Annotated in this window: 19 protein-coding genes and 2 rRNA genes (1 of these 21 running past the window's edge); 14 read left to right on the forward strand and 7 right to left on the reverse strand. The window is 35.8% G+C overall.

Annotated features, from left to right (window positions below):
- A 23S ribosomal RNA gene (locus AC1RNE_RS11970) occupies window positions 1-534 on the forward strand (it extends 2,293 nt beyond the left edge of the window).
- A gap of 105 nt (window positions 535-639) precedes the next feature.
- Window positions 640-751, forward strand: a 5S ribosomal RNA gene (gene rrf, locus AC1RNE_RS11975).
- A 561-nt stretch (window positions 752-1,312) separates the two neighbouring features.
- Here the strand turns inward: rrf and AC1RNE_RS11980 are convergent.
- Complete coding sequence (locus AC1RNE_RS11980; protein WP_492801188.1) at window positions 1,313-5,092, reverse strand: SNF2-related protein; 3,780 nt, start codon at window positions 5,090-5,092, stop codon at window positions 1,313-1,315.
- Between the two features lie 145 nt (window positions 5,093-5,237).
- Here AC1RNE_RS11980 and AC1RNE_RS11985 point away from each other — a divergent pair, with 145 nt between their 5' ends.
- The 10 genes from AC1RNE_RS11985 (at window position 5,238) to AC1RNE_RS12030 (ending at window position 16,172) form a co-directional block, all read left to right on the forward strand.
- On the forward strand, window positions 5,238-7,397 hold the full coding sequence (locus AC1RNE_RS11985) for a ComEC/Rec2 family competence protein (protein WP_492801189.1): 2,160 nt from the start codon (window positions 5,238-5,240) through the stop codon (window positions 7,395-7,397).
- A 109-nt stretch (window positions 7,398-7,506) separates the two neighbouring features.
- Window positions 7,507-10,068 carry a zinc-dependent metalloprotease gene (locus AC1RNE_RS11990; protein ID WP_492801190.1) on the forward strand — a complete coding sequence of 854 codons (2,562 nt, stop codon included), beginning with the start codon at window positions 7,507-7,509 and terminating at the stop codon, window positions 10,066-10,068.
- An 84-nt stretch (window positions 10,069-10,152) separates the two neighbouring features.
- Window positions 10,153-11,061 carry a DUF72 domain-containing protein gene (locus tag AC1RNE_RS11995; RefSeq protein WP_492801191.1) on the forward strand — a complete coding sequence of 303 codons (909 nt, stop codon included), beginning with the start codon at window positions 10,153-10,155 and terminating at the stop codon, window positions 11,059-11,061.
- Between the two features lie 373 nt (window positions 11,062-11,434).
- Window positions 11,435-12,022 carry an imidazole glycerol phosphate synthase subunit HisH gene (gene hisH / locus AC1RNE_RS12000; RefSeq protein ID WP_492801192.1) on the forward strand — a complete coding sequence of 196 codons (588 nt, stop codon included), beginning with the start codon at window positions 11,435-11,437 and terminating at the stop codon, window positions 12,020-12,022.
- Between the two features lie 97 nt (window positions 12,023-12,119).
- Window positions 12,120-12,482, forward strand: a complete 363-nt coding sequence (locus AC1RNE_RS12005; RefSeq protein WP_492801193.1) for a four helix bundle protein — start codon at window positions 12,120-12,122, stop codon at window positions 12,480-12,482.
- A 91-nt stretch (window positions 12,483-12,573) separates the two neighbouring features.
- Complete coding sequence (hisA, locus tag AC1RNE_RS12010) at window positions 12,574-13,296, forward strand: 1-(5-phosphoribosyl)-5-[(5-phosphoribosylamino)methylideneamino]imidazole-4-carboxamide isomerase (protein ID WP_492801194.1); 723 nt, start codon at window positions 12,574-12,576, stop codon at window positions 13,294-13,296.
- A 216-nt stretch (window positions 13,297-13,512) separates the two neighbouring features.
- On the forward strand, window positions 13,513-14,283 hold the full coding sequence (gene hisF / locus AC1RNE_RS12015) for an imidazole glycerol phosphate synthase subunit HisF (RefSeq protein ID WP_492801195.1): 771 nt from the start codon (window positions 13,513-13,515) through the stop codon (window positions 14,281-14,283).
- Window positions 14,284-14,409: 126 nt separating this feature from the next.
- Window positions 14,410-15,009 (forward strand): bifunctional phosphoribosyl-AMP cyclohydrolase/phosphoribosyl-ATP diphosphatase HisIE, encoded by a 600-nt coding sequence (gene hisIE, locus AC1RNE_RS12020; protein ID WP_492801196.1) that lies wholly within the window; start codon window positions 14,410-14,412, stop codon window positions 15,007-15,009.
- A gap of 32 nt (window positions 15,010-15,041) precedes the next feature.
- Window positions 15,042-15,386 carry a phage holin family protein gene (locus tag AC1RNE_RS12025; protein ID WP_492801197.1) on the forward strand — a complete coding sequence of 115 codons (345 nt, stop codon included), beginning with the start codon at window positions 15,042-15,044 and terminating at the stop codon, window positions 15,384-15,386.
- A gap of 285 nt (window positions 15,387-15,671) precedes the next feature.
- On the forward strand, window positions 15,672-16,172 hold the full coding sequence (locus AC1RNE_RS12030; RefSeq protein WP_492801198.1) for an energy transducer TonB: 501 nt from the start codon (window positions 15,672-15,674) through the stop codon (window positions 16,170-16,172).
- 1 nt (window position 16,173) lies between these two features.
- On the opposite strand, the gene AC1RNE_RS12035 is transcribed toward AC1RNE_RS12030, so the two are convergent.
- The 5 genes from AC1RNE_RS12035 to AC1RNE_RS12055 all read right to left on the reverse strand — a co-directional run bounded on the left by AC1RNE_RS12035 (window position 16,174) and on the right by AC1RNE_RS12055 (window position 21,615).
- Window positions 16,174-16,560, reverse strand: a complete 387-nt coding sequence (locus tag AC1RNE_RS12035) for a hypothetical protein (protein ID WP_492801199.1) — start codon at window positions 16,558-16,560, stop codon at window positions 16,174-16,176.
- A 115-nt stretch (window positions 16,561-16,675) separates the two neighbouring features.
- Entirely contained in the window at window positions 16,676-17,821 is a 1,146-nt protein-coding gene (locus tag AC1RNE_RS12040) for a methionine aminotransferase (RefSeq protein WP_492801200.1), read from the reverse strand.
- Window positions 17,822-17,939: 118 nt separating this feature from the next.
- Window positions 17,940-19,073, reverse strand: coding sequence for an N-acetylglucosamine-6-phosphate deacetylase (gene nagA / locus AC1RNE_RS12045; RefSeq protein WP_492801201.1), 1,134 nt, complete (start codon window positions 19,071-19,073; stop codon window positions 17,940-17,942).
- 25 nt (window positions 19,074-19,098) lie between these two features.
- Complete coding sequence (locus tag AC1RNE_RS12050; RefSeq protein WP_492801202.1) at window positions 19,099-19,953, reverse strand: YybH family protein; 855 nt, start codon at window positions 19,951-19,953, stop codon at window positions 19,099-19,101.
- Between the two features lie 3 nt (window positions 19,954-19,956).
- Window positions 19,957-21,615, reverse strand: coding sequence for an amidase (locus AC1RNE_RS12055; RefSeq protein ID WP_492801203.1), 1,659 nt, complete (start codon window positions 21,613-21,615; stop codon window positions 19,957-19,959).
- Window positions 21,616-21,753: 138 nt separating this feature from the next.
- Here AC1RNE_RS12055 and AC1RNE_RS12060 point away from each other — a divergent pair, with 138 nt between their 5' ends.
- Window positions 21,754-22,191, forward strand: a complete 438-nt coding sequence (locus AC1RNE_RS12060; protein ID WP_492801204.1) for a hypothetical protein — start codon at window positions 21,754-21,756, stop codon at window positions 22,189-22,191.
- 307 nt (window positions 22,192-22,498) lie between these two features.
- Window positions 22,499-23,008 (forward strand): D-glycero-alpha-D-manno-heptose-1,7-bisphosphate 7-phosphatase, encoded by a 510-nt coding sequence (locus tag AC1RNE_RS12065; protein WP_492801205.1) that lies wholly within the window; start codon window positions 22,499-22,501, stop codon window positions 23,006-23,008.
- Between the two features lie 46 nt (window positions 23,009-23,054).
- Here AC1RNE_RS12065 and AC1RNE_RS12070 read toward each other — a convergent pair whose 3' ends face one another.
- A complete protein-coding gene (locus tag AC1RNE_RS12070; RefSeq protein ID WP_492801206.1) occupies window positions 23,055-25,442 on the reverse strand; it encodes a ribonuclease R family protein in 2,388 nt (795 codons plus the stop codon).
- Window positions 25,443-25,479: the final 37 nt, after the last annotated feature.

Genomic DNA, 25,479 nt, shown 5'->3' on the forward strand with positions numbered 1-25,479 from the left:
GACATACAAGTCGATCAGGTACGAAAGTAGGATATAGTGATCCGGTGGTTTAGTATGGAACAGCCATCGCTCAAAGGATAAAAGGTACTCTGGGGATAACAGGCTGATCTCCCCCAAGAGCTCACATCGACGGGGAGGTTTGGCACCTCGATGTCGGCTCGTCACATCCTGGGGCTGGAGAAGGTCCCAAGGGTTCGGCTGTTCGCCGATTAAAGTGGCACGCGAGCTGGGTTCAGAACGTCGTGAGACAGTTCGGTCCCTATCTGTTGTGGGCGTAGGATTATTGACAGGTTCTGACTTTAGTACGAGAGGACCGAGTTGGACTGACCGCTGGTGTATCAGTTGTTCTGCCAAGAGCATAGCTGAGTAGCTACGTCGGGACCAGATAAGCGCTGAAAGCATCTAAGTGCGAAACTGACCTGAAGATGAGTAATCCATATAAGGGCGGTCGTAGATGACGACCTTGATAGGTTGCAGATGTAAAGGTAGAAATACCAAAGTCGAGCAATACTAATTACCCAACAGCTTTATTAATACAACCGTATGATATATAATCTTTATAGTTCTTACTCTTCAACATCTTTCACAATATTATATGAATTACTCATAAAGAAATAGAGCTTAATAGCTCAAAGAATTTATGGGGTTGATAGGACTGGTGTTCACCTCTTCCCATCTCGAACAGAGAAGTTAAGCCCAGTTCCGTTGATGATACTGCAATCACATGCGGGAAAGTAAATAAACCCCAAAAATATTAGAAAAGAGCTACCAGAAATGGTGGCTCTTCTCGTTTTTAAGAACTGCAGGACTTGAAGACTAAAGGATTAAAAGACTATAAGACACAAGATAAAAGACACAAGACTAGGTAAGTACATGTAGGGGCATATTGCATATGACCTTTTGAGAAGAAGAACAAAAAAATAGCAGAGCTACATCTTATTTATGGTGTGGCTCTGCTATTTTCACTTAAGGGCTGACTTAATTGCTATCGATTACCCGCAAGTATATAAATAGCTGATAATCAAGGTTTTTATTTCTAGCGAGTGACTTAAGTCCCTCGCTAGAAATAAATGATTCAAGTAGTCAGGCTGTGACATGAGGAGACCAAAGCTCAGTTTGAAAGGCGATTTAACCCTATTTTAACCCATTTTATCAATAATTACATCTTGATTTCAACTTTTTAAAAGATGTGGGTAATCAGTAGGACTTAAGTCATCCCCTAATAGGAAGGTTTCGTAAAAAAGACTTAAAAACTGTAAGATGATAGCCATCATAAAGTCTTCAAGTTCTAAAGAGTCCTCAAGAAAAACACCTATGAGAATAGATCAATAATATCATCCTGCGATAGTTTTTTCAAGAAACCATCTTCGGTACTAATAATATCTTTAGCAATGTCTCGCTTTTTATCTTGAAGCAATAATATTTTCTCTTCAATGGTATCTTTACAAATCATTCTGTAAGCAAATACACTCTTCTTTTGCCCAATTCTGTGCGTTCTATCGATGGCTTGTTGCTCTACCGCAGGGTTCCACCAAGGATCTACTAGATAAACATAATCTGCTTCTGTAAGGTTAATACCAACCCCCCCCGCTTTCAAACTCATCAAAAATACCCTACAAGTTTCATCATCTTGGAAATGATTTACTCTATCCGCTCTGTCAGTCGTTTTACCATCTAAATATTCGTACTTGATGTTATGCTTTTCAAGATGTTGTTTAATTAAATCCAACATTTTTAAGAATTGGCTAAAAATCAAAATCTTATGATTTCCAGCATTCTCTTCAATCTCACGAATGATTTCTTCTAGCTTAGCTGAATTAGTATCATATTCTGTATCATCGTTTAATAGCGCTGGGCTATCACATATCTGACGAAGCTTTAATAAACCCTCAAGAATCAAGAATGCAGCTTTTTCCCTGCCATCTACAGACATTTTATCCACCAATTTCTGGCGATAAATCTCACGGAAAGTATCATATACCTTTCGCTGTTTCTTGTCCATTTCGCAATAAATAATACTTTCTGTTTTTTCAGGTAAATCCTTTGCTACTTCCTCCTTTGTTCTTTTGAGCATAAAAGGATACACAATTTTACGTAATTGCGAAGCCTTCTCTTTGTCTTGGTTTTTATCAATAGGGTTTGAAAATTCAGCCTTGAAAAACTCGCCGCTACCTAATAAACCTGGATTGATAAACTCCATTTGAGAATATAAATCAAAAGTATTGTTTTCAACAGGCGTTCCTGTCATCACTAAACGGTTGCGTGACCGAAGTAATTTAACCGCTTTAGAAATCAAGGAGTCTGGATTCTTGATAGCTTGCGACTCATCAAGAATTATATAATTAAAATCAAACTCACGAAAAAGCTCAATATCCGAGCGTACCATTCCGTAAGTCGTTAAAATAATGTCATATTCTCGCCAGTGATCATTGATTTTTTGTCGAGTACCTCCACGGTGAACAAACAGTTTTAAATCTGGACAGAATTTTAGCGCTTCAGCTTGCCAGTTGAAAATTAATGTTGTTGGCAAGACTACTAAATTTACTCCTTGTGGGTTACGATTTTGTTGTTCTTGAAGAAATGTAAGCATTTGAAGCGTCTTACCAAGCCCCATATCATCGGCAAGGATGCCACCCCAAGAAAATTCATCCAAGAAATTCAGCCATTTAAAGCCTTCTACTTGATAGTCGCGTAGTTGAGCATTGATGTTTTTAGGCAACTCAATCTCTGCCATTTCTTTGAAATTGAGCAGCTTTTGTTTTTTCTCATACAATTCCTGCTCAAACTCAAAGCTATCAATGTCTTTGCTCAATTCATCAATCAGTGAAAAGTGCATTTTCGAAAGCTGTAACTGATCACCTTTTACTTTCCCTAGCTTCAATACACTTTCATATCGCTTTAGCCATTCTTCTGGTAGCATTCCTAAAGAACCATCTTTTAATTCAACGTAGTTTTGTTTTTTCAAAACTGCTTTTTGAATTTCTTTGATACCAATCACTTGGTCACCAAACTGTACTTCTATTTTCATATCAAACCAATCGATACCCGAACCTGCTTTGATATTAAATGCTGCTTTGTGTGGATTATACCTGAATTTCTTTAAATCTTTAAAACCCAAAATCGTGATATCATGGGCTTTCATGGCTTCGAAAAACTTATAAAGCCAGCCGTCTTTCAACACATTATTGAATGAAAGGAAGAAGAAAGGATATTGACTTTGATTTTCAAAAGAAGGATGCTGTTCTTTTATAAGACCATAATAGTTTTTCTCAGCATCATAGTTTCTATGCAGAATAGTTATTTTTTCGTTCTCAAAATTTATCTTGTTTGTTTTTTGATCATGAGAAAACTCTACCCCGTTTTCATATTCATACATAGGTACAAAAAGCAAATTACCATCGTCTTCTTTGAGATAGATTTTTATCTGCTGATAATTCACGTATTGATTTTCAATTTCCTGATTGATTTGTAAATCAACGGTGAATTTATCGGCAAGAGGCAACACAAAGTCTTGAAAAAAACCACCAAAATTAGATTTCTTTACTTTCAGTACTCCATTTTTAGGAAGATAACTTAATAAGTTGGCGACCTCAGGATTTGCCAATTTATACAAAACATTGCCGATACTACGCACCCAATAACTATTAGGATTGACCAACGATGCAAGCTTCGTTTTTTTCTGATTAATGGTAGTAAAACCTTCTAATACAATAAAATCGTCTTCTTCCGACAAGGTAAAGGCGGGGAATATACGTTCTCTACCAATTTTTATTTCTTCCACATCAACTTGACTGCTCACAAAAGAAGTCTTGCTAGTATGAACTTGTTTGTCGGTTAATAAATTAAAAATTCTATCAAGTTTTTTGTTAATATATTCTTCTACAATCGGTAAGTCGTTAGCAGATACTTCATCACGATTCAGGTAATCATAGAAATAAGGCAAACGTAAATCTTTTTTCTTACCAAAAGCTTTCAGTCCATCATCCTTAATGCTATTGATTAAACCTATCACTTGGCTATCAGCATCGGTCAATACTGGAAAACTTTCGAAGTCACTATCTTTCAGCGAACGGATATAGGCCATTTTGCCATTTGCTCCTGCTTTATAGGAATAGGTATCAATCGCTACATCGTTTACAAACTCTATTCCCTTGAAACGAAGGACATATAAAATTTGTCGAAGCTCTCTATCAACGTCATCGTTGTTGATTAAATAAGAATTCTCAGGTGTACGAAAAATACGATTATTGATATTTCTCCAGTTCTGAAATTGACTGATTTTTTGAATACTTTGGTCGATACGAACTAATTGAACAGAGCCATCTGCCTTTAGTTTAAAATCAAATTTATCTTGTAAATCATCTTCTAAAGTAAAGCCATATTCAGATAATAGTTTGTTTTTTTCTATAGTATAATCACGCATTCTATCGAATGGATTATTCGGACCATAGGTATCACGGATAGCAATCAAGGCACCAATTTTATGAATACATAATTGGTTTTCGATATCTTGCGCACAAGAACAAGAGGTGGCTACTTCGCTATTGAAACGGAGCTTTTCAAATTTTAGGTGAAAAATCTCTTTTTTATATTCTACATCTACAATGGCGATGCCATCAATTGCTGAAATAATTTGTACATTTTGAACACTAGCCCTATTTTTCCAATCATCTAAACTAGAATGGCTTTTCAATGACCAGTCGTCGAAAGTACTAATTCTGATAATGTGGTATGATGTAGGATATGTTTTCTTTAAAGGAAGTGTTTGTATAACAGTTGGTTTGCGGGTAAGTAAATCTTGTTCTAAAAATAATAAGGCTGCTACTCTGTGTTTACAAATACCACCCCAGTCGTAATCGCAAGAACAACTTGAGCTTACAATGGCTGTGTTCCAATTGCGAATATGAACGGTATAAAATTTTGAACTAGAATCACTTTTTACTTTAATAGTAGCTTCGCCTTTATCAGTGTAGGATATCTTTTCAAATGTAGTACCCCCTTTTTGATAAATAATCTTACCACGAGAAACACTTTGCGGTAAGGCATTTGATTTGAGGTATTTTCTTAATTTTTCTGCAAGGATTATTGACATTTTTCTGAATGCTTTGTTTGAAATCGGCTAATCCGCAAAGATACAGATAAAAGAAGTGGAAAAGTTAATTAAAAGAGAAAAGGTCAATAATTTACTTTTCATATAAATTTATTAATTTAGGATACTATACCTTAAGTCGCTATAGATGAACTACTTCTCCACATTCCCATTTGTTCGTTTTACAATTGCCTTGATTTTGGGCATTGTGATTTACAATTTTTTTACTCCTTTCAATATCAAGCTTATATTTGGGCTTTGGCTCTTGCTGATATTAGCTTATATAGCCTTATATCTTTTCAGGCAACAAATTAAGAACCATCTACTTACAGGCATTTGTGGGTTAACCACCTTAGTTTTCACGGGTTACCTGCTTGCTTTTCATTCAACCGAAAATAATTATCCACAGCATTATTCACACTATGTTTCAAGACTTAGTCACTATGAGATAATTGTGGATAACTTGGTCGAAGAGAAAGAAAATTCATGGAAAGCTATCGCTGAGGTTCGTTCGGTGATTATCGATAAGCGTATATTATCAACTTCTGGGAAAATACTGCTCTATTTTGATAATCAAACTGTGGAAAAACCAAAGTACGGAGACATCTTTTTGATTAAAGGAATACCACAGGCAATTTCAGCACCAAAAAATCCCGAAGAGTTTGATTATCGTCAATACATGGCTTGGCAAAATATAGGTTTTCAACAATATTGCCGTGCTTCAATGATTGAACAAGTATGGCACTTGGAACAAAATATCATAAAGGCCTTAGCCATCAAAACCAATGTATTGGCTGATTCTATTTTAACCACCTTTGTAGAAGGTAAACAACAGTATGGAGTAGCAAATGCCATGATTTTGGGTCAGCGAGATGATATCGATAGCAATTTAATGCAAGCTTATTCAGCTACAGGTGCAGTACATGTATTATCTGTTTCAGGTTTACATGTAGGTATAATTTATGGTGTTTTGGTTTTCATACTTAGCTTTTTAAAGAAATGGGGCAAAAATGGAAAACTCCTTATACTAAGCATTACTTTAATCACCCTATGGTTTTATGCTTTCATTTCAGGATTGTCGTCGCCAGTACTCCGTTCTACCTTTATGTTTTCCGTGATTTTAGTTGCCAGAACGTTTCAAAGGAAGGATAATGCCTATAATACTGTAGCTTTCTCGGCTTTCTGTTTGTTGTTGATAAACCCTTTTTTTCTATTTAATGTAGGTTTTCAATTATCGTATTTAGCCGTTTTTGGTATGATTTATTTTCAGCCAAAACTTAGTCCTTTTATAGTAATCGATAAAACAGAAAGTTGGCTACATTGGCTTGGTTTTCATCTTTGGCAAATAAGCACCGTTGCCATTGCAGCACAAATTGCTACTTTCCCAATTGCTATTTACTATTTCCACCAATTTCCTAATTATTTTCTGTTGGCTAATCCGTTAGTAATCTTACTTTCTTCATTCGTGCTGATAGCTGGGCTATTCTTTGTGTTTTTAGCAAAATTGCTATTAGTCTTTCACCAACAGGAAATTATCTATGTTTTAGGTCAAGGTTTTAAGTTTTTGATTTTAGCATTGAATAAAACAGTATTATGGTTTGAAGGTCTTCCTTTTGCCATTACTAAGTTTTTGTGGATTTCACAGTGGGAAATGTACTTATTATATGCGCTTATTTTTGCCCTGATAGTTTTGTGGAAAACACAGTTGTTTAAGTGGGTACGCATCAGTAGCCTAATTGTTGGCTTATTAATAGTGTTTATTATCAGTAAAAATATGAGACAACGAAGTCAAGATTTTTTAATAATTCATGCTATTCCAAAGCATAGTGCTTTTTCAATCATTAAAGGTAAAAAAGCAATAGTATTGGCAGACAAATCACTTTTAGAAAGTAGAAAAGACATTGGTTTTAGGTTGAATAACCTGTGGGCGAAATGTGGAGTAGTGGATACAACGAAAATAAACTTAATGGACAATCAGCACTTAAAAGATTTCGACATAATTTCCCAAAGCAAAGATTCAATAACAATAATGGCTTGGCACGACAAGACCTTTTTATGGATAGGGAAAAATTTAAAGAAGAAAGACTTTGATGTTCAAAATCAGTTTTTCGATTATGTGATTCTTGCCAACAAATCTGTAGTTGATTTAAATCAGCTTGTGGGTAAAGTGCAATTCAAGCACTTAGTCATTGATGCTTCTTATACAGATTGGTATGCTGATAAGCTGAGCAATCAGGCAAAACAATTAGGGATAACTTATATTAATTTGCGAAAAAATAATGCGTATCAAGTGGGCATTGGCGATTAATACGACAAAGTATTAAGTAAAGTATTACCACTCATCAAACAAAATTTCCAAAATAGAGCTTAATCACTTAATTTAGACCCCTTAAAATTCTTAATAATTTAAAGTCATCATGCTAAAAACTCAAACAAAACTTTCTCTGATTGCTTTGTCATGTTTTGCTTTTACAGTAAATGCACAAGACAAAAAAGGAGATACTAAAGCCCCAGCGGCCGCCACGACAGCAACAACTCCTAAACCAGCAGAAGCGCCAAAGACTGGCCCTAAGCCTTATAAGGAGGTAATTACGGATAAAGCAAAAACTTCAAAAGGGCTTTTTACGGTTCACAAAATTGAGGATAAATATTTCTTCGAAATTCCAGACTCATTGATGGGAAAAGAAATCATGAGTATTACGCGTCTTGCTAAAACAGCAACGATTCCAGGTACTTATGGTGGTGAAATGTTGAACCGTCAAGTAATTCGTTTCGAGAAAGCACCAGAAAATAAAATTTTCTTGCGTGCTGTTCAGTACATCAATGTCTCAGCAGATTCTACAGCACCCCTTTACAAAGCTGTTAAGAACTCTAACGTAGAGCCTATCGCTCAGGCTTTTGATTTAAAAGCTATCAAAAAAGATTCTGCAAGCAAAACGAGTGCTTCGGTTATTGAAGTAACAGACTTTTTTAAAGGAGATAATCAGATTTTTTCTTTACCTCCTTATGCAAAAACAACGTATAAGTTTACATCAATAGCCCTTGATCGTTCTTATATTCAGTCAATCAAGTCGTATCCAATCAATACGGAAATCAGAACGGTTAAAACATTTAATGCTGTTCCGCCAATGCCAGGGGGCGCACCAAGCCCAATTCCTACGGTAAATATTCCAGCGGCAGCAGCTACGGGAGCGGTTACGATAGAATTGAATACGTCGATGATTTTGTTGCCAAGTACGCCAATGAAAAAACGTTATTTCGATAACAGAGTTGGATACTTCGCTACTGGATATACTGTGTTTGATGATAATTCACAACGTACAGACGACCAAACTTTTGCGGTTCGTTGGAGATTAGAGCCTAAAAATGCAGAAGATGCTGCTAAGCAAAAAAGAGGAGAATTGATTGAGCCTAAAAAACCAATTGTATATTATATCGACCCTGCAACACCAGAAAAATGGCGTAAATATTTAAAGTTAGGTGTGGACGATTGGCAAAAAGCTTTTGAAGCGGCTGGTTGGAAAAATGCTATCCGTGGAGAAATCTTGACAGATAAAGATACAACGATTAGCTTAGAAGATGCTCGTTATTCAGCGATTCGCTATTTCGCTTCTGATATCGAGAATGCTTATGGCCCTAACGTAAATGACCCTCGTTCTGGAGAAATCCTAGAAAGCCATATTGGTTGGTACCATAACGTAATGAAGTTATTGAAAAAATGGTATATGACTCAAGGTGCGGCGGTTGACCCACGTGCTAGAAAAAACAAGTTTGATGATGAGCTAATGGGTGATTTGATTCGTTTTGTATCGTCACACGAAGTTGGTCATACTATCGGTTTACGTCATAACTATGGTTCAAGCAGTACTATACCAGTTGAAAAACTTCGTGACCCGAAATGGATTGCAGAACATGGACATACTCCCTCAATCATGGACTATGCTCGTTTCAACTATGTAGCACAACCAGAAGATGGTGTGAAAGATTTATATCCACGCATTGGTGAATATGATACTTGGGCTATCAAATGGGCATATCAAACATTAGAGGGTGCAACGCCTGAGGAAGACCAAAAGACACTTAATAAACAATATATTCAAGAGTTTGCTAAAAACCCAAGAATTTGGTTCGGAACAGAAACAAACCCTTATGACCCTCGTACGCAAAGCGAATGTTTGGGCGATGACAATATGTTGGCAAGTGATTATGGTATCAAAAACTTGAAGAGAATTGTACCAAACTTAACAGAATGGACAAAAGAAGAAGCGCAAGATTATGATATGTTGGCGGAGTCTTATAACGAAATAGTTACGCAGTATCGTCGTTATATTGGTCATGTAAGCAAAAACATTGGTGGTGTTTACGAAACTCCTAAAACGATGGATCAACAAGGAGCAGTATATGAACCAACGCCTAAGGCTGTTCAGAAAAGTGCTGTATTATGGTTGAACCGTCAGGTTTTTGATACACCATCTTGGTTATTAGATGATAAAATTATTACAAAAATTCGTCCAGACTATGGTGTTGATGCTATCAGCCGCATTCAGGAAGCTACTTTGAATAATTTATTTACTTCAGACCGTCTGCAACGTTTGGTTGAAATGAATGCTAAGAACCCAGCGAGCTATGGCTTAGATGAATTCTTTACAGATGTTCGTTCGTCTATTTGGTCTGAAGCACGTACACACAAAGCAACAGATGTTACACGTAGAAACTTACAAAAAGTGTATGTTGAAAAAATGGTTAGCATCTTAAATGGTACTGCTATAGGTGGACAAGCGGGCTTTAGCTTTAGAGGAACTGTTGTTCCTGCTGCGGTTGATCCTCGTAAAACGGATATTACTTCAGTAACTCGTGGACATTTATTGGCATTGAAAAGTGAGTTGAAAGCAGCGTTGCCTTTAACAACCGACAAAATGACGAAATACCACTATGAAGATGTATTATTCAGAATAGAAAAGGGATTAGATCCGAAATAAGGATAGACCATTTGTCTTGATAATGAAATCCTGCCAGTACTGGCAGGATTTTTTTATTACCTTTAAAAATTAACAATTAAGCAGATGGATTTCGGTAAACTTCCTATACAAGAAATAGACAAAGTAAATTTTACCTTTCAGGCAGACAATACTTTCAATGAAAAAGTATTGGGTAATACACCTGTCAAAAAACCTATCGTACACGTTGGTTGTCCAGTTTGGTCAAACAAAGATTGGAACGGAAAAATTTACCCACACTCAGCCAAAACGGTTGACTATTTGTCGCTTTATTCTAGACAATTTAATACGATTGAACTGAACGTTACTCACTATCAAATTCCAAGTGAAGAAACAATTGAGCGATGGAAAGAAGAAACAGCAGACAACTTTACTTTCTGTACTAAGTTTCCTCAAATTATTTCGCATGATAAAATGCTTCAAAAGGCAGAAAGCTTAACAGAGGCTTTTTGTAGGAAAATATTGGATTTGGATGAAAAACTGGGAATGCCATTTTTACAATTAGCGCCTTACTTTACACCAAAACAATTTTATGCATTAGAAAAGTATCTTAAAGATTTACCTGCTGAATTGAGAATAGCAGTAGAGTTTCGTCATGAGGATTGGTTTAAAAATGAAAAAATCTGGCAAGATGCTTTGTCATTGTTAAATCATTATGGGCATGGCACTGTTATAACGGACGTAGCAGGAAGGAGGGATGTAGTACATCAGAGTTTATCAAACAAAGTAGCAACCATCCGTTGGGTAGGTAATGAACATTCTTCCGACCGCCAGCGAGTAGATGAATGGATACAAAAATTAAAAATGTGGTTTCATCAGGGTTTAGAAGAAGCCTATATTTTTGTACATATTTGCGAAAGTACCTTTGCACCAGAATTAGCCCTTTATTGGATTCAGCAATTGAATAAGCATTGTGGTTTAACCCTAAAAGAACCAAAGTTCTTACCAAAGGTGGAACAGATGAGTTTGTTTTAGTTGTGAGCAATGAGCTGTCAGCAATGAGCCTTTTTTGTTTTAACTCAACCATTATTTAAAATTAAAAACTCATAGCTGATAGCTCAAAGCTCACAGCTAAAGAAAATTTTATCCTATTTCACACTAAATACCAAATGTTTAGGAAGTAAATTTCAAAATAATAACTATTTTTGCATCATGATTTTCAAAGGCACACATCATTACCATCATGTAATTTCCTAAACAGGGAAGGCTGATGAGTATTGTGCCAATAGCAACGACACAAGTATTCGATATAAATAGAAGCCTGATTCCTGAAAAGAGTCAGGCTTTTTTTGTGCTAACCGCTGCTTTTAACGAGAAAATAACAGCGATTTACCCTTAATTCTGAAAAATGAAAACAGTAATAATCAAATATAATGCAGGGAATGTTCAGTCGGTAATGTATGCCTTGGATAGAATAGGGGTAAATTATCTCTGGACAGATGATGAGGATGAAATCCGTTCGGCTGATAAAGTTATTTTTCCGGGTGTAGGCGAGGCAAGTACTGCGATGGCTTATCTGCGTGAAAAAGGATTAGATAAGGTCATCCCTTCATTGAAACAACCTGTTTTGGGTACTTGTGTGGGTATGCAATTGATGTGTCGCCATTCTGAAGAAAACGATACTACCTGCATGGGAATTTTTGATATTGATGTAAAACGTTTTGATGCTACATCCTTCAAAGTACCTCATGTTGGTTGGAATAATATTTACAACCTTAAAAGCGATCTGACAGATGGCTTAAAGGAAAGTGCTTTTATGTATTTTGTGCATAGCTATTATGCTGAAATCAGTCAATACACTGTAGCAGAATGTGATTATGTTCAGCCTTTTTCAGCAATGCTCCATAAAGATAATTTCTACGCCGCCCAATTCCACACTGAAATCAGCGGGAAGGAAGGGCAGAGGATTATTGAGAATTTTTTGAAGATTGATTGAGACTTTAGAGGCAAGATACAAGAGGCAAGAATAGTAGTTGTTGCGAGTATGAATGAAAGAGTTGATAAAGATTTTATAACCTTAAAACTTTCAAAATATGCTTTTACACAATTTTAAAGAATTGAAAGTATGGCAACTGTCTATTGATTTTGTAAATAAAATATACGAGAAGTCTGCTACATTTCCACAATATGAAATTTATGGTCTTACTTCTCAATTACGTAGAGCTGCTTTATCTATTCCTTCAAATATTGCAGAAGGTTCAGGAAGAGGAAATAAAGAGTTTGTTCGATTTTTATCTATAAGCATTGCTTCGGCTTTTGAAGTAGAAACACAGTTGATTGTAGCTAAAAACTTGAATTTTATCTCAGTGAGCGAATTAGAAATACTACTAAATCAAATACAAGAAATACAGAAAATGATACATGGATTGAGCAGAAGTTTGGAAGCAAAAATTTGAATAATAAAATATTTGATAGGTAAATATCTTATTGTTCTTTTCTAAAATCTTGTCTCTTGCTTCTTTCATCTTGTATCTAATAATTAAAACAATGATTCAAATAATACCAGCCATAGATTTAATTGATGGGAAGTGTGTTCGTCTTACGCAGGGCGATTATGCTCAGAAGAAAATCTATAATGAAAATCCATTAGAAGTAGCCAAGTCGTTCGAAGATGCTGGCATTCAGCGTTTGCACTTAGTTGATTTAGATGGAGCAAAACAAAAACGTATTGTTAACCACAAAGTATTAGAACTGTTAGCGACCAAAACCAATTTGCATATTGATTTTGGAGGAGGTGTACAGTCTGATGAAATGATTGAAATTGCCTTTAACTCAGGAGCGAAGCAAGTAACAGGCGGAAGTGTAGCCGTAAAGAACCCTACTTTATTTGAAGGATGGCTACAGAGCTACGGTGGCGAAAAAATTATTTTAGGTGCCGATGCTCGCAATGAAAAAATTGCCATTTCAGGTTGGGAAGAAGCTACGACTACTTCTGTATACGACTTTGTGGGAAACTATATAGAAAAAGGAGCAAAATATGCTATTTCAACCGATGTCGCTAAAGACGGATTATTAGAAGGACCCAGTTTTGAATTATATAAAAATTTACAAGACCAATTTCCATACTTACACATTATTGCTAGTGGAGGAGTTTCTGTAATGGATGATATTTTGAAATTAGACGAAATGAATATTTTCGGAGTGATTGTCGGCAAAGCAATTTATGAAGGAAGAATCAGCTTAAAACAGATTGCAGCATTGCATCAATAGCTGTGAGCTTTGAGATGTCAGCTTTCAAATTTTTCTTTATTTTTTAAGAAGGAAATATTTTCCACCCGCAGATTTTCACAGAAAAAATACGCTGATGTTGCAGACTATATAAGTCTAAATTACTATTAATATCCTTTAGTCTTAAAGTCCAGTTTTGTCTTAAAATCCAAATAAAAAAGGCTCAAAGCTCATTGCTCAAAGCCGATAGCTATAACAATGCTTACAAAAAGAATAATACCTTGTCTTGATATAAAAGATGGTCGTACGGTAAAAGGTACCAACTTTGTGAACCTGCGTGATGCTGGTGACCCCGTAGAATTAGGAGCAATTTACGCTGAACAAGGAGCAGACGAATTGGTGTTTTTGGATATTACTGCTACCGTGGATAATCGAAAAACATTAATAGATTTAGTAAGGAACGTAGCCAGAAATGTAAATATACCTTTTACGGTAGGCGGAGGTATTTCATCTATCGAAGACGTATCAGCATTACTCAATGCAGGAGCAGATAAAGTATCTATTAATTCCTCGGCTGTTCGCAGACCAGCGCTGATTGATGAGTTGGCTTTACAGTTTGGCTCGCAATGTATTATCGTGGCAATTGATACGCGCTTTGTTGAAACGGATAAAGGTATTACTGAACATATCGTACATACGCATGGCGGGAGAAAACCAACAGAATATCGTACTTTAAATTGGGCGAAAGAAGTAGAAAATCGTGGAGCAGGCGAAATCTTGTTGACATCAATGGATACGGATGGTACCAAAGCAGGTTTTGCCAATGAATTAACGGCGACCGTCTCGGGTAATTCTTCTATTCCTATTATTGCCTCTGGTGGGGCGGGTACTATGGAACATTTTAATGAAGTGTTTACTATCGGTAAAGCTGATGCTGGATTAGCCGCTAGTATTTTCCATTTCAAAGAAATTGATATTATTGCATTAAAAGAATACTTGAGAGATAAAGGTATTTCGATGAGATTATAATGAATGATATTCATTATTTACTAAAGTTCAAGAGAGAGTAACTGGAGTTGTTTTAATTCTTTTAGGAATTAGGATTGCTATTATTTCAAGAAAATAACCATAAAGAACCAAATTGGTTTGAAAAAAATGAAAGTAGACTTTGAAAAACAGGGTGGACTAATCCCTGCTGTCATACAAGATGCAAAGACAGAAAAAGTATTAATGCTTGGTTATATGAATCAAGAGGCTCTGGAAAAAACAGCGCGTGAAGGAGTAGTAACTTTTTTTAGTCGTTCTAAGCAACGTTTATGGACTAAGGGTGAGACTTCTGATAATTTTTTACATGTTGTAGAAATTCTGAAAGATTGCGACGAAGATACTTTGTTAATTAAGGTAAATCCTGCAGGACCTACATGCCATACAGGAGCCGACACTTGTTGGGGTGAAAAAAATGAACCTGGACAAGCAGGATGGTTGAATCACCTAAAGGCTGTAATTCGTGACCGCAAAAATAACCCTTCAGATAAGTCCTATACTGCAAGTTTATTCGAAAAAGGAACTAATAAGATTGCTCAGAAAGTAGGAGAAGAAGCAGTAGAATTAGTGATTGAAGCGATGGATAACAACGATGAGCTATTCAAAGGGGAGGCTGCGGACTTATTATTTCATTATTTAGTCCTATTAGAGCAAAGAGGACTTGACTTTGATGAAATTATTGATGTACTTCGTTCGAGACATTCAAGATAAATGAATTTTTTAAAAACAAATTAAATTGTAAAATGATAAACTTCATTATCAAGTATTTAGTCCTTGCCATTGTCATAATGTTTAGTACTAGATATATAAATGGAATTTTTATTGATGGTTTTCAGACTTCCTTTATAGTTGTATTGGCAATGGGTTTTGCCAACACCTTTGTGAAGCCTATTTTAAAACTTATCAGTTTCCCAATTACTATTCTTTCATTGGGTTTGTTCTTGTTAGTCATCAATGTAATAGTAGTATATATAGTAGATTATTTTATTGATGGCTTTACAGTAAGAGGTTTTATTCCTCCTCTGATTTTTAGTTTTGTGTTATCAATTACCTCTACCATTTTAGGGTGGTTTTTTGATAAAGATTAATATTATATAAGTATTTTATATTACCCGAATTATGCTATAACCATTTGTTTTCCAATTATATATAAAATTTCATAGAAAAATTTATATATAATTGGAAACATCAAAAAAACATTTAAATTTGTACTCTCAAATCTTATCATAAGTTAATAAAACAGTTGAACGAGAGACTTTAATTTGACTGCCTTAAATATTAAGTATTATTGGATTGTTTGTTCAAAAAAGTACCCTGAGAATTAATAGAGATTAGCCTGTTTTTAAAATTATAAAATTCCTAAGTAGACAATTATGAAAACTTTTACACTATTGGGATTAGTCCTTTTATTAGGGATTAATAGTGCCCGAGCACAAAAAAGTACCATCTCGTCAGCTTCTTTTTCAGAAAAAGATAGAAATCTTATTGCCAGTGTTTTAGAAACACATGTAAGTCTTGTCAACAAAAAAGACAGAGATAATAGGTCTTATTTTGAGAATATGACCCTTGATTTAGACTCAACTTATTATGAAGTTGAAACGCTTGCAAAATTCTCTGAAAGTAATGATGAATTAAATAAATTTGTTTATCAAAACTTAGTACGTCCAACGGATGCTAAAGGAGAAACTGTTTTAGTAAGATTTAAAGTGGAACGTTTTGGTGAAATCAGTAAGATTCACGTGTTGGATACAGGTATTTCTCCGACATTAAGTGCTGAGGTAATAAAACTAATGAAGAAAATGCACAATTGGATTCCTGCTCAGATACGAGGAATATCGGTTGCTTCATTTTATGTTTTGCCGATAAAGTTTTAAATTATTCCTCAGGCATTCCTCGTTGAAAATTTACTTCTGTAGCCATACCCATAGCACTGAACCTAACAGCCATCATTTGTGCAGTAGATTTCTTTTTGACGTCATTACAGTGGTTGCCAGGTTCTAAGAAATAAATATAGTATTCTTGGCTACGGTCTGCTAATTGTTGAATATCGGGCTTGCCTAAATAATCATCAATATCATTAGAGCTTACGCCTTTTATTTCGTCTTTTAAAGATTTTAGTTTTTCAACCATTTTCAATCTGTCGCCTTTACAACCACCACGATCAGCGCACCATTTTTCAAGATCCAGACCATCTAGTTTAGGCTGTTTGGTACAGGCAATGCAACTAACAAATAGTAATATTATATAAATTGAATGTTTCATGTTTTTGGAAAATCAGTTTAACTTAAAAATTTAACACAATCTAATCACCAGCCCAATTATAAAAAAGTGCAATGCCCATTAATTAATTATCGGAACTTTATAGCCGAGTAGGTTTTTAAAGTTTCGATAATTTCTCACCAGCCTTCTCTAGTGTTTCATCATCTTTCGCAAAACAGAATCGTAATATTTTAAAATCATTTTTTTGATTATAAAATACAGAAACTGGAATGCTAGCAACACCAATTTCTTTGGTAAGCCTAATCGCTAATTCATAATCGTTTTCATCCGTAATTCTTTCATAATTTACACATTGAAAGAAACTGCCATTCGCAGGTGTAAAGGTAAAGCGAGAATCTTTAATACAAGTTAAAAACTTATCACGCTTTTCTTGGTAGAATGAAGGAATCGAAAGATAGTTTTGAGGTTCTTGTAAAAAATCAGCCAAAGCGTATTGAATAGGCGTTACCGTAGAGAACGTTAGCCATTGATGTACTTTCCTGAATTCATCGCTCAATTGTTTGGGAGCCAAACAATATCCCACTTTCCAGCCCGTCACATGAAATGTTTTCCCGAACGAACCACAAATAAAACTTCTTTCTTTTAAGATAGGATGGCGAAGCAAAGACCAATGAGCAAGTCCATCGAAAATAATATGTTCGTAAACTTCATCGCCAATCAGGAAAATATTGGTGTCTTTAACGATTTCAGCCAAACTGTTTAAATCTTCTTGAGAAAGAACTGTCCCTGTAGGATTATGAGGCGTATTCAGAATAATTAATTTTGTTCGTTCATTAATCTTTCCTTTTACAATATTCCAATCAATCTTATAGCCATTTTCAGGAGTTAAGGTCACATACACAGGAACGCCACCATTTAAAGTAATGGCAGGGGCGTAGGAGTCATAACAAGGCTCAAGCAGGATAACTTCATCGCCTTGATGAACTACCGCCGTAATGGCAGCATACAGCGCTTCTGTAGCACCACAAATTACGGTTACTTCACTGTCTGGATGGTAGTGAACCTGATATAAATCGCTTACTTTCTGGGCAATTACTTCACGAAGTGCTTGAATACCCGCCATTGGGGCATACTGATTCATCCCTTTTTTAAGGTAATGATTCACTAGTTCTGTTAACTTAGGAGAGCAATCAAAATTAGGAAAACCTTGTGATAAGTTCAAAGCTCCGTATTCGGAAGCTAATTTGGACATTACCGTGAAAATAGTAGTACCTGTATTGGGTTGTTTAGAAATCAAATTCATTTTTAAATGCTTTCGGTATTCGGCTTTCAGATGTCAGATTTTATCTTATTTGTTTTGATATACAAAAGAGAATGGCAATAATCACTAAATCACAATTCACTCACTCATTCACCATTCCCTAAAACCACTCTAAGCACCCATTTTCAACTAAGCCTTTAATATTGAGGGAATCATCAAAGATAATCATGTTGGCTTGATACCCATTTTTGATTTGTCCCAAAGAATGGTCTAGTTCTAAGACTTCGGCTGGATAAGTAGAAGCCATGCGGAGGGCTTCTTGTAATGGAATATTTACTTTTTCAACACAATTGATAACAGCTTGAATCATCGTTAAGGCAGAACCTGAAAGCGTTCCTTTTGTATCGGTATAATGTGTACCAGCGTGAATAAATTTATAATCGCCCGAAACATCATTCGTTACTGCATCGGTAATGATGAATAACCTTTTGCCCATTATTTTTTTAGAGATTTTCACACTGGCAAAATCAACATGAATGCCATCAGGAATAATACTTGCCCAAGCTTCAGAATCATAAGTGGCACCCACCAAGCCAGGTTCACGTCCTTGAAAAGCTGACATCGCATTAAATAAATGAGTTACTCTATTAATTCCCTTGTTGAAAGCATATTTAGCTTGCTGATAAGTAGCCGAACTATGACCAGCCGCAATTTTAATATCGCTTTGTAAGAGTAAGTCTAATTGTGTATCTGTAAATTCTTCAGGTGCGATGGTCATGTAGGTAGGCAGACCCACACAAGCTTCAATAATAGTTGTTAGTTCTTCGTCGGTGGGCTTTCTGATAAATTCAGCGACATGCGCACCCCTTTTAGGAAAGCTAAAAAACGGGCCTTCTAAATGTAGTCCTACTAATCCTTGTCCACCGTTTTTGATATAACTTTTAGCTACTTCTATTGATTCAAGAATTTTATCAAGAGGGGTTGAGGAAAGCGTAATCTGAAAGTTCGTAGTACCAGCTTTACGAATTTCTAGATAAGTATTATGAATGGTCTCTTCCGTTGTTTTTGAATTATATAAACTTCCTCCACCGCCATAAATCTGAATGTCAATCAATGCAGGAGCAATATTGAAGCCTTTTAAATCAATAAGTTGAATTTCGGGAAAAAGATTGTCTAAGTCTTCAATGTCTTCTTCATCCAATATTCTTGCAATTTTATTAGCTTCTATCACTAATATCTTATTGTTAAGGATTTCTTCAGAAGTAAATATCTGGCAATTTTTTAAAGCGTACATAATGGGTAAATTGAAATATGCTAAATTAAATACTAACGATTTCTAAGGTGATTTTCCAAACGCCCTTTGCTTCTTGACGCCACATTCTTAAATAACTTCCTGAGGTGCCTTTTCCCGATACTGTTCCATACACACAGACTAAATCGCCCGACGCTGAGGCAATCGCTTTTAAGCCAGTATAGATAAGTTTTTTATCATAGCTTTTTTTCAGAAAGGCACTAGCAACATCTTTTCCTATAATTGGCAATTGGCTATTTCTGTAAACCCTAACATTTTGAGATAAATGAGGCTCAAATGGATTGAGTGCTGTCTTCGCATTTTTCCAAAAGAAATGATCCTGCATAAAAACAAAACGTTCGGCTAAGGTAGCAGGATTTTTTAAATCGGCAGGTTTAAAAACAGGATAATTCTTGATGATTTGCGTGCTTTTACTCGCATTATCTGCATGGCTTACGCCAATATCAGCGGCAACTTTCCAAGTATTATCACTTTGCTTTTTCCATAAAGTAACGAAGGTACCAAAACCAAAAGATTTTCCGTCTGCTGTTTTATCATGAATTTGCCAATTCCCTGCGGTATAACCTAAATCGGCAGCACCTGAAATTTCTGCGAAATAAGGTTGCCAAGTCAAAACTTGCTGAAAATCCAGATTTTGCCATTTTTCCAGTCCATTTATGGGCATACCTTTATCAAAAACTATGGCATCTTTCCCCAAAAAGGCTAAAAAAGCATTTTTTGTGCCTTTATCGATAGATGTTTGTGCAAAGGCTTTTTCACTTTCTACCATTTTTTGTAGTGCCTCTTCTTGCTTAACATCTTGCGAGAAGGTGGCTAAGGGAAAACCCAAAGCCACTGATAAGAACAATCGTTTAAAGTACATATCTTATAATTTAGGATGCTTCAGATGGAAATCTGTGGCATCTTGATAAATTTTTGCTACTTGTAATAATTTGCCTTCGCCAAATAGTTTACCCATAAATGTAATGCTTGTAGGGCGACCTTCTGCACGAAAACCATTGGGCAATACTACACATGGGTGACCTGTAAGATTCGTCATTGTTAAATTTCTACTCGCGAAAGCTGGTGATAAGTAAACGTCAATTCCTTTCAGCCTATTGTTGAATTCTTGAATCAATAAAGTTCTATGACGATTCGCCTGTAAATATTCAACGGCAGGGATAAGTCGGGCAGACCTGAAAGCATTTGGCCAAGCATTTTTAACTTGACGAACCATTAAATCATCTTTTCCAGAACGTGTTAACTCATCAAAAGCCGCTGCTGCTTCTACGCTTAGCAAGAAACTAATGTCGTTAGAGGGTAAGTTTGGTAATTCTAAAGGAATTAATTCTGCTCCCAATTTTTTCATCACGACCAAGGTAAGTGAATCTTGCTTCTTATTAGGATATTTCCCTTCAAAATCTTTTTTCAAGTAGGCTATTTTAATGCCTTTCAAGTCATTTTTGTTACCATCAAACTGAAACGGTGCATTTATCACACTTTGGTCTTGGTCGTCTTTTCCGAGAATAGCATTAAATACGATGGCACAGTCTTCAACGGTTCTACAGATGGGGCCTAATTTATCCATACTCCAACTTAAAGCCATCGCACCCGTGCGAGGTACGCGTCCGAAAGTAGGACGTAAACCTGTATCACCACATTCGGAAGAAGGAGACACAATAGACCCTAACGTTTCTGAGCCAATGGCAAAGGGCAATAAACCAGCCGACACTGATGAAGCAGAACCAGCCGAAGAACCAGAAGAACCACGCTTTAAATCCCAAGGGTTTTTGGTAGTTCCTCCAAACCAAACATCACCCATGGCTAATTCTCCTAATGTTAGTTTGGCACATAAAACAGCTCCGGCTTTTTCTAAACGTTGAATCACTGTGGCATCGTAATCCAATACTTGGTCTTTGTAGGGTACAGAACCCCATGTAGTTTTATAACCCTTTTTTGCCAATAAATCTTTTGCTCCATACGGAATGCCGTGTAATAAACCTTTGTATTTTCCAGCAGCTATTTCAGCATCTGCTTTTGAAGCCTGTTTCAAGGCTAAGTCTTCAGTAAGGGTGACTACACATGCTAACTGAAGGTCATACTTTTTCAGCCGTTCTAAAAAGAATTTGGTCAGTTCCAAAGACGTAATTTGTTTACTTTGAATCAAAGCAGCCAATTGCCTTACCGAATAAAAAGCCAACTCATTTTTATCTTTGGGCAAAGAGATTTTTGCAATACTAGATGCTTTGAAATAGGAAGCACCTTTTTCAAACTCGAATCCTTGGGGTAATGGATTAAAAACAAGGGCAGGAACAACCTCATTTTTTAACTCCACTTTTCTGTTTTCTTCAAAATTTTTGCGTGTGGTAGTAAGTTTAGCAAGCATTGAATCGGCTTCGGACTGAGTAAACTCTAAACCAATAATTTTTTCGGCTTTTTTTACGATGTCAATCGTGATGGCTTCATTTTCAAGAGATTTAGTAACAAATGCACCTAAAGCCATACTCCCGAGGCAAAGGGCTGAAATAAATAAAGTTTTTTTCATGAAATATTATTTTGTGGGATGAAGTGAGGAAAATGGGTAAGCTAAAGTTCTTAATGATGTTTTTATAAAATTACACTATAAACGAAATCTTTGTTTATTATCTTTGGGAAAAATTGGCAATTCAAAATCCTAAAATTTATGTATGAAATTTTTCAGTTAATCCATAAGACACTTTTCTTTGTCGTAATCATTCTTGGGCTAGTCGTTTTAGTACGTGCAGCGATGGGACTCACTTCAAAAAGTGAATTCACGGACACAGACCGTAAGTTTGGTCTTTTCTTCCTTATCTCGAACCATACTCAACTATTAATCGGTTTAGTATTGTATTTGTTCTTGAGCCCGTTTGGTATCAAAGCATTTACAGACTTTGGTTCAGAAGTAATGAAAATTGCTGAATACCGTAAAATTGCTGTTGAACATATTCTGACAAATATCATTGCGATTGCTTTGATTACAGTAGGATACTCAAAGAATAAACGTGCTACTGATTCAATCGTTCGTCATAAAAATGCATTGATTTTCTTTGGCTTAGGCTTAATTTTATTGTTAAGTCGTATTCCATGGGATAAGCTGTAGTATTGGCTTTCGGCTGTCAGCTATCGGCTTTCAAATAATCAATTGCTGAAATCCGAAATCCGATAGCTGATACCCGCAATCAATAAATTCTTATATTTCTAATAGATTTTTTGTTAAAAACGCAGACTTATCAGAAAGTCTGCGTTTTTTTGTGAAAAATCTGAATACTATTTCATTAGATAAAAAAATAAAACTAATTGTGCAAAAAAATAACAAAATAGTTATATTGTGTGATAGTTTTAGCTTTGAACCAAATCATCCTGATTTTCAAAGCCGTTTTGTTATCTATTGACTAAATTTATAAGTGATGAAGAAATGTATTTTTTTAGACCGTGATGGCGTATTAAACATAGACCGTGTAGATTATGTGTACCGACTTGAGGATTTGATTATTCCCGATGGCGCCATTGAAGCATTGAAAAGATTTAAAGAAGCAGGCTACTTATTAATTGTGATTACCAATCAATCAGGAATTGCCAAAGGAATTTATACGCGCGAGGATGTATGGAAATGTCATAACTATTTTCAAGAGCAATGTGGGAATTTATTAGATGATATTTACTTTAGCCCACATCATGAAAAATTTAACTCGGCATCATTGACGCGTAAGCCAGATTCATTAATGATAGAAAAAGCGATTGCTAAATATAAAATAGATAGGGATTCCTCTTGGATGATTGGCGATGCTCATCGTGATATTAAAGCAGGAAAAAAAGCAGGCGTAAAAACGATACATTTAACGGAAAAACCAGAAGAATCATTTTCAGAACTAACAACCAGTAATTTGTTAACAGCAAGTGAGTTGGTTTTACAATAAATGCAAAGAGATAGCCAATGGCTATCTCTTTGCATTATCAATTATCTTATCTTTTTTTCTTTCTATCTCTGCTCTCTCCTCCGCTACCTTTTGTGCGTCTATCGCCTCTTGGTGCCGATTTAGCATTTTTAGATTTATGTCTTGAGTCTCCACGGTGCGACGGCTTTGTTTTTCTTTTACCATCACCGTCATTGCCTACTAAAGTCAAATCCATGCTTCTTCGACCTAAATTACATTCTTTTACTTTTACTTGTAATTTGTCTCCAAAAGTAAATACTCGTCCATTTCTTTGTCCAACAATTCTGTAGTTATCGCGGTCGAAATCATAGAAATCATCTTTCAAATCATTCATTCTGATTAGGCCTTCCGAAGCAGTTTCGGTAATTTCTACAAAAATTCCGAATTCAGTAACGCCCGAAATAATACCATCCCATACTTTGCCTTCTTCCATCAAGCTCATAAATTCTACTTGCTTGTATTTAATAGAAGCACGTTCAGCTTCAGCCGCCATTTTCTCCATCTCAGAACTATGCTTACAACGGGCTTCCCAAGGAGCACGTTCTAAAGGCTGTCCGCCATCTAAATAATGTTGGAGCATTCGGTGCGCCATCATATCTGGATAACGACGAATAGGGCTGGTAAAATGTGAGTAAAAAGGAAATGCCAAACCAAAGTGACCGATTGGGTCGGTGCTGTATTTTGCTTTAGACATTGTTCGTACCGCCAAATTCTCCAGAATATTCTGTTCAGGTTTACCTTCTACATCATGCATCAAAGCATTGAACGAAGTACTTATCTGCGATACTTCCGTTTGTACGTTGTATCCAAAACGTTTGGCAAATGTCGAGAAGTTTTTCAGTTTTTCTGGGTCCGGTGCGTCGTGTGTACGATACACCATCGTATTTCTAGGTTCTGTTTTACGCAAATTGAATACATATTCTGCTACTTTCTTATTGGCAAGTAGCATAAATTCTTCAATAAGCTTATGAGAATCCTTTCTGATTTTCTGATAAATTCCTAGCGGTTTCCCGTTTTCATCTAAGTTGAATTTTACTTCAACAGTTTCAAAATTTACGGCTCCCTTGGCAAAACGTTCGTCACGAAGTTTATGTGCTAATTGATTCAGCGTTAAAAGCTCTTTAGGGAAAGTCGGTAAGGAAGCAACTTCGGCAGTTTTCGTTTTACGTCCTTTTTTCTTAGGCTCTTCTTCGGATATTTCAACAGGTTTTGCATCCTCTATAGCAATAGTTCCGCCTTCTACTTTATCTAAAACCTCTTGAGCTTCTTCGTAAGAGAACCTTCTGTCAGAATGGATAACTGTTCTACCAAACCATTCGCCAACTACTTTGGCATCAGGAGTGATTTCAAAAACAGCCGAGAACGTCAATTTATCTTCATTAGGACGAAGAGAACATAACCCATTAGATAACTTCTCAGGCAACATCGGTACTACTCTATCTACCAAATATACCGAAGTAGCTCTTTTAAAAGCCTCTACTTCAAGATTAGATTCTGGTAGCACATAATGAGTAACATCTGCAATATGTACACCCACTTCATAATTACCATTTTCTAAGAAGGCAAAACTGAGGGCATCATCAAAATCTTTGGCATCTACAGGGTCAATCGTGAAAGTGGTAGTTTCTCTAAAATCACGACGGTTTTTGATTTCTGCCACTGATATTTTTACAGGAATATTTTCGGCTTCTTCTTCAATATTTTTAGGAAAACTAATTGGTAAGCCAAATTCTGCTAAAATAGCATGCATTTCAGTATTATTCTCACCAGCTTTTCCTAATACCTCTATTACTTGGCCTTCCATTTTGCGCTCTTTTTCGGCCCACGTAGTAATTTTTACAATTACTTTATCGCCGTTCTGAGCATCGCCAACATCATACTTTGAAACAAAAACGTCTTGGAATATTTTCTTGGCATCAGGAGTTACAAAAGCATAGTTTGGTAAAATTTCAATAGTACCTACTAATTCTTTTCTACCTCTTTCTATAATCTCTACTACTTCGCCTTCTGCACGAGTTGTTCCTTTTTTATTTTTTGGAAATACCAATACTTTTACGGTGTCGCCATCTATGGCTCCATTTAGTTCACGGGTATTAATCCAAATGTCATCTTCTCTGTCTTCAACCACTACAAAAGCAAAACGAGCATTTACATGGTCGATTCTACCGACTACAAATTCTGTAACAGTGTCTACTATATAACTTCCGTTTTGTTGACGAATGATTTTTTTATTTTTATGAAGTTCTTCAAGCAATTCTCCATATAAAGTTTTTGTACTACGGTCACGAACGGCAAAGGCTTTATGTACTTGGTTTAACGACCAAGCTGTATCTTCATTTAGGCGAAAGAACTCAAGAATTTCTTCTTTTATCCTATCACGAAAAGTTTGTTCTTTAGATTGTTTTGGTTTAATCATTTAGCAATTAATATGTTTTTCTCAAATATACGCAAAA

It is taken from the genome of Arcicella sp. GW822-FHT02H01, from assembly GCF_058802005.1.

Bases quoted from the DNA above. Each gene is read 5' to 3' on its own strand.
- AC1RNE_RS11980 (WP_492801188.1), bottom strand. From the start codon at position 5,092: ATGTCAATAATCCTTGCAGAAAAATTAAGAAAATACCTCAAATCAAAT.
- AC1RNE_RS11985 (WP_492801189.1), top strand. From the start codon at position 5,238: ATGAACTACTTCTCCACATTCCCATTTGTTCGTTTTACAATTGCCTTG.
- AC1RNE_RS11990 (WP_492801190.1), top strand. From the start codon at position 7,507: ATGCTAAAAACTCAAACAAAACTTTCTCTGATTGCTTTGTCATGTTTT.
- AC1RNE_RS11995 (WP_492801191.1), top strand. From the start codon at position 10,153: ATGGATTTCGGTAAACTTCCTATACAAGAAATAGACAAAGTAAATTTT.
- hisH (WP_492801192.1), top strand. From the start codon at position 11,435: ATGAAAACAGTAATAATCAAATATAATGCAGGGAATGTTCAGTCGGTA.
- AC1RNE_RS12005 (WP_492801193.1), top strand. From the start codon at position 12,120: ATGCTTTTACACAATTTTAAAGAATTGAAAGTATGGCAACTGTCTATT.
- hisA (WP_492801194.1), top strand. From the start codon at position 12,574: ATGATTCAAATAATACCAGCCATAGATTTAATTGATGGGAAGTGTGTT.
- hisF (WP_492801195.1), top strand. From the start codon at position 13,513: ATGCTTACAAAAAGAATAATACCTTGTCTTGATATAAAAGATGGTCGT.
- hisIE (WP_492801196.1), top strand. From the start codon at position 14,410: ATGAAAGTAGACTTTGAAAAACAGGGTGGACTAATCCCTGCTGTCATA.
- AC1RNE_RS12025 (WP_492801197.1), top strand. From the start codon at position 15,042: ATGATAAACTTCATTATCAAGTATTTAGTCCTTGCCATTGTCATAATG.
- AC1RNE_RS12030 (WP_492801198.1), top strand. From the start codon at position 15,672: ATGAAAACTTTTACACTATTGGGATTAGTCCTTTTATTAGGGATTAAT.
- AC1RNE_RS12035 (WP_492801199.1), bottom strand. From the start codon at position 16,560: ATGAAACATTCAATTTATATAATATTACTATTTGTTAGTTGCATTGCC.
- AC1RNE_RS12040 (WP_492801200.1), bottom strand. From the start codon at position 17,821: ATGAATTTGATTTCTAAACAACCCAATACAGGTACTACTATTTTCACG.
- nagA (WP_492801201.1), bottom strand. From the start codon at position 19,073: ATGTACGCTTTAAAAAATTGCCAGATATTTACTTCTGAAGAAATCCTT.
- AC1RNE_RS12050 (WP_492801202.1), bottom strand. From the start codon at position 19,953: ATGTACTTTAAACGATTGTTCTTATCAGTGGCTTTGGGTTTTCCCTTA.
- AC1RNE_RS12055 (WP_492801203.1), bottom strand. From the start codon at position 21,615: ATGAAAAAAACTTTATTTATTTCAGCCCTTTGCCTCGGGAGTATGGCT.
- AC1RNE_RS12060 (WP_492801204.1), top strand. From the start codon at position 21,754: ATGTATGAAATTTTTCAGTTAATCCATAAGACACTTTTCTTTGTCGTA.
- AC1RNE_RS12065 (WP_492801205.1), top strand. From the start codon at position 22,499: ATGAAGAAATGTATTTTTTTAGACCGTGATGGCGTATTAAACATAGAC.
- AC1RNE_RS12070 (WP_492801206.1), bottom strand. From the start codon at position 25,442: ATGATTAAACCAAAACAATCTAAAGAACAAACTTTTCGTGATAGGATA.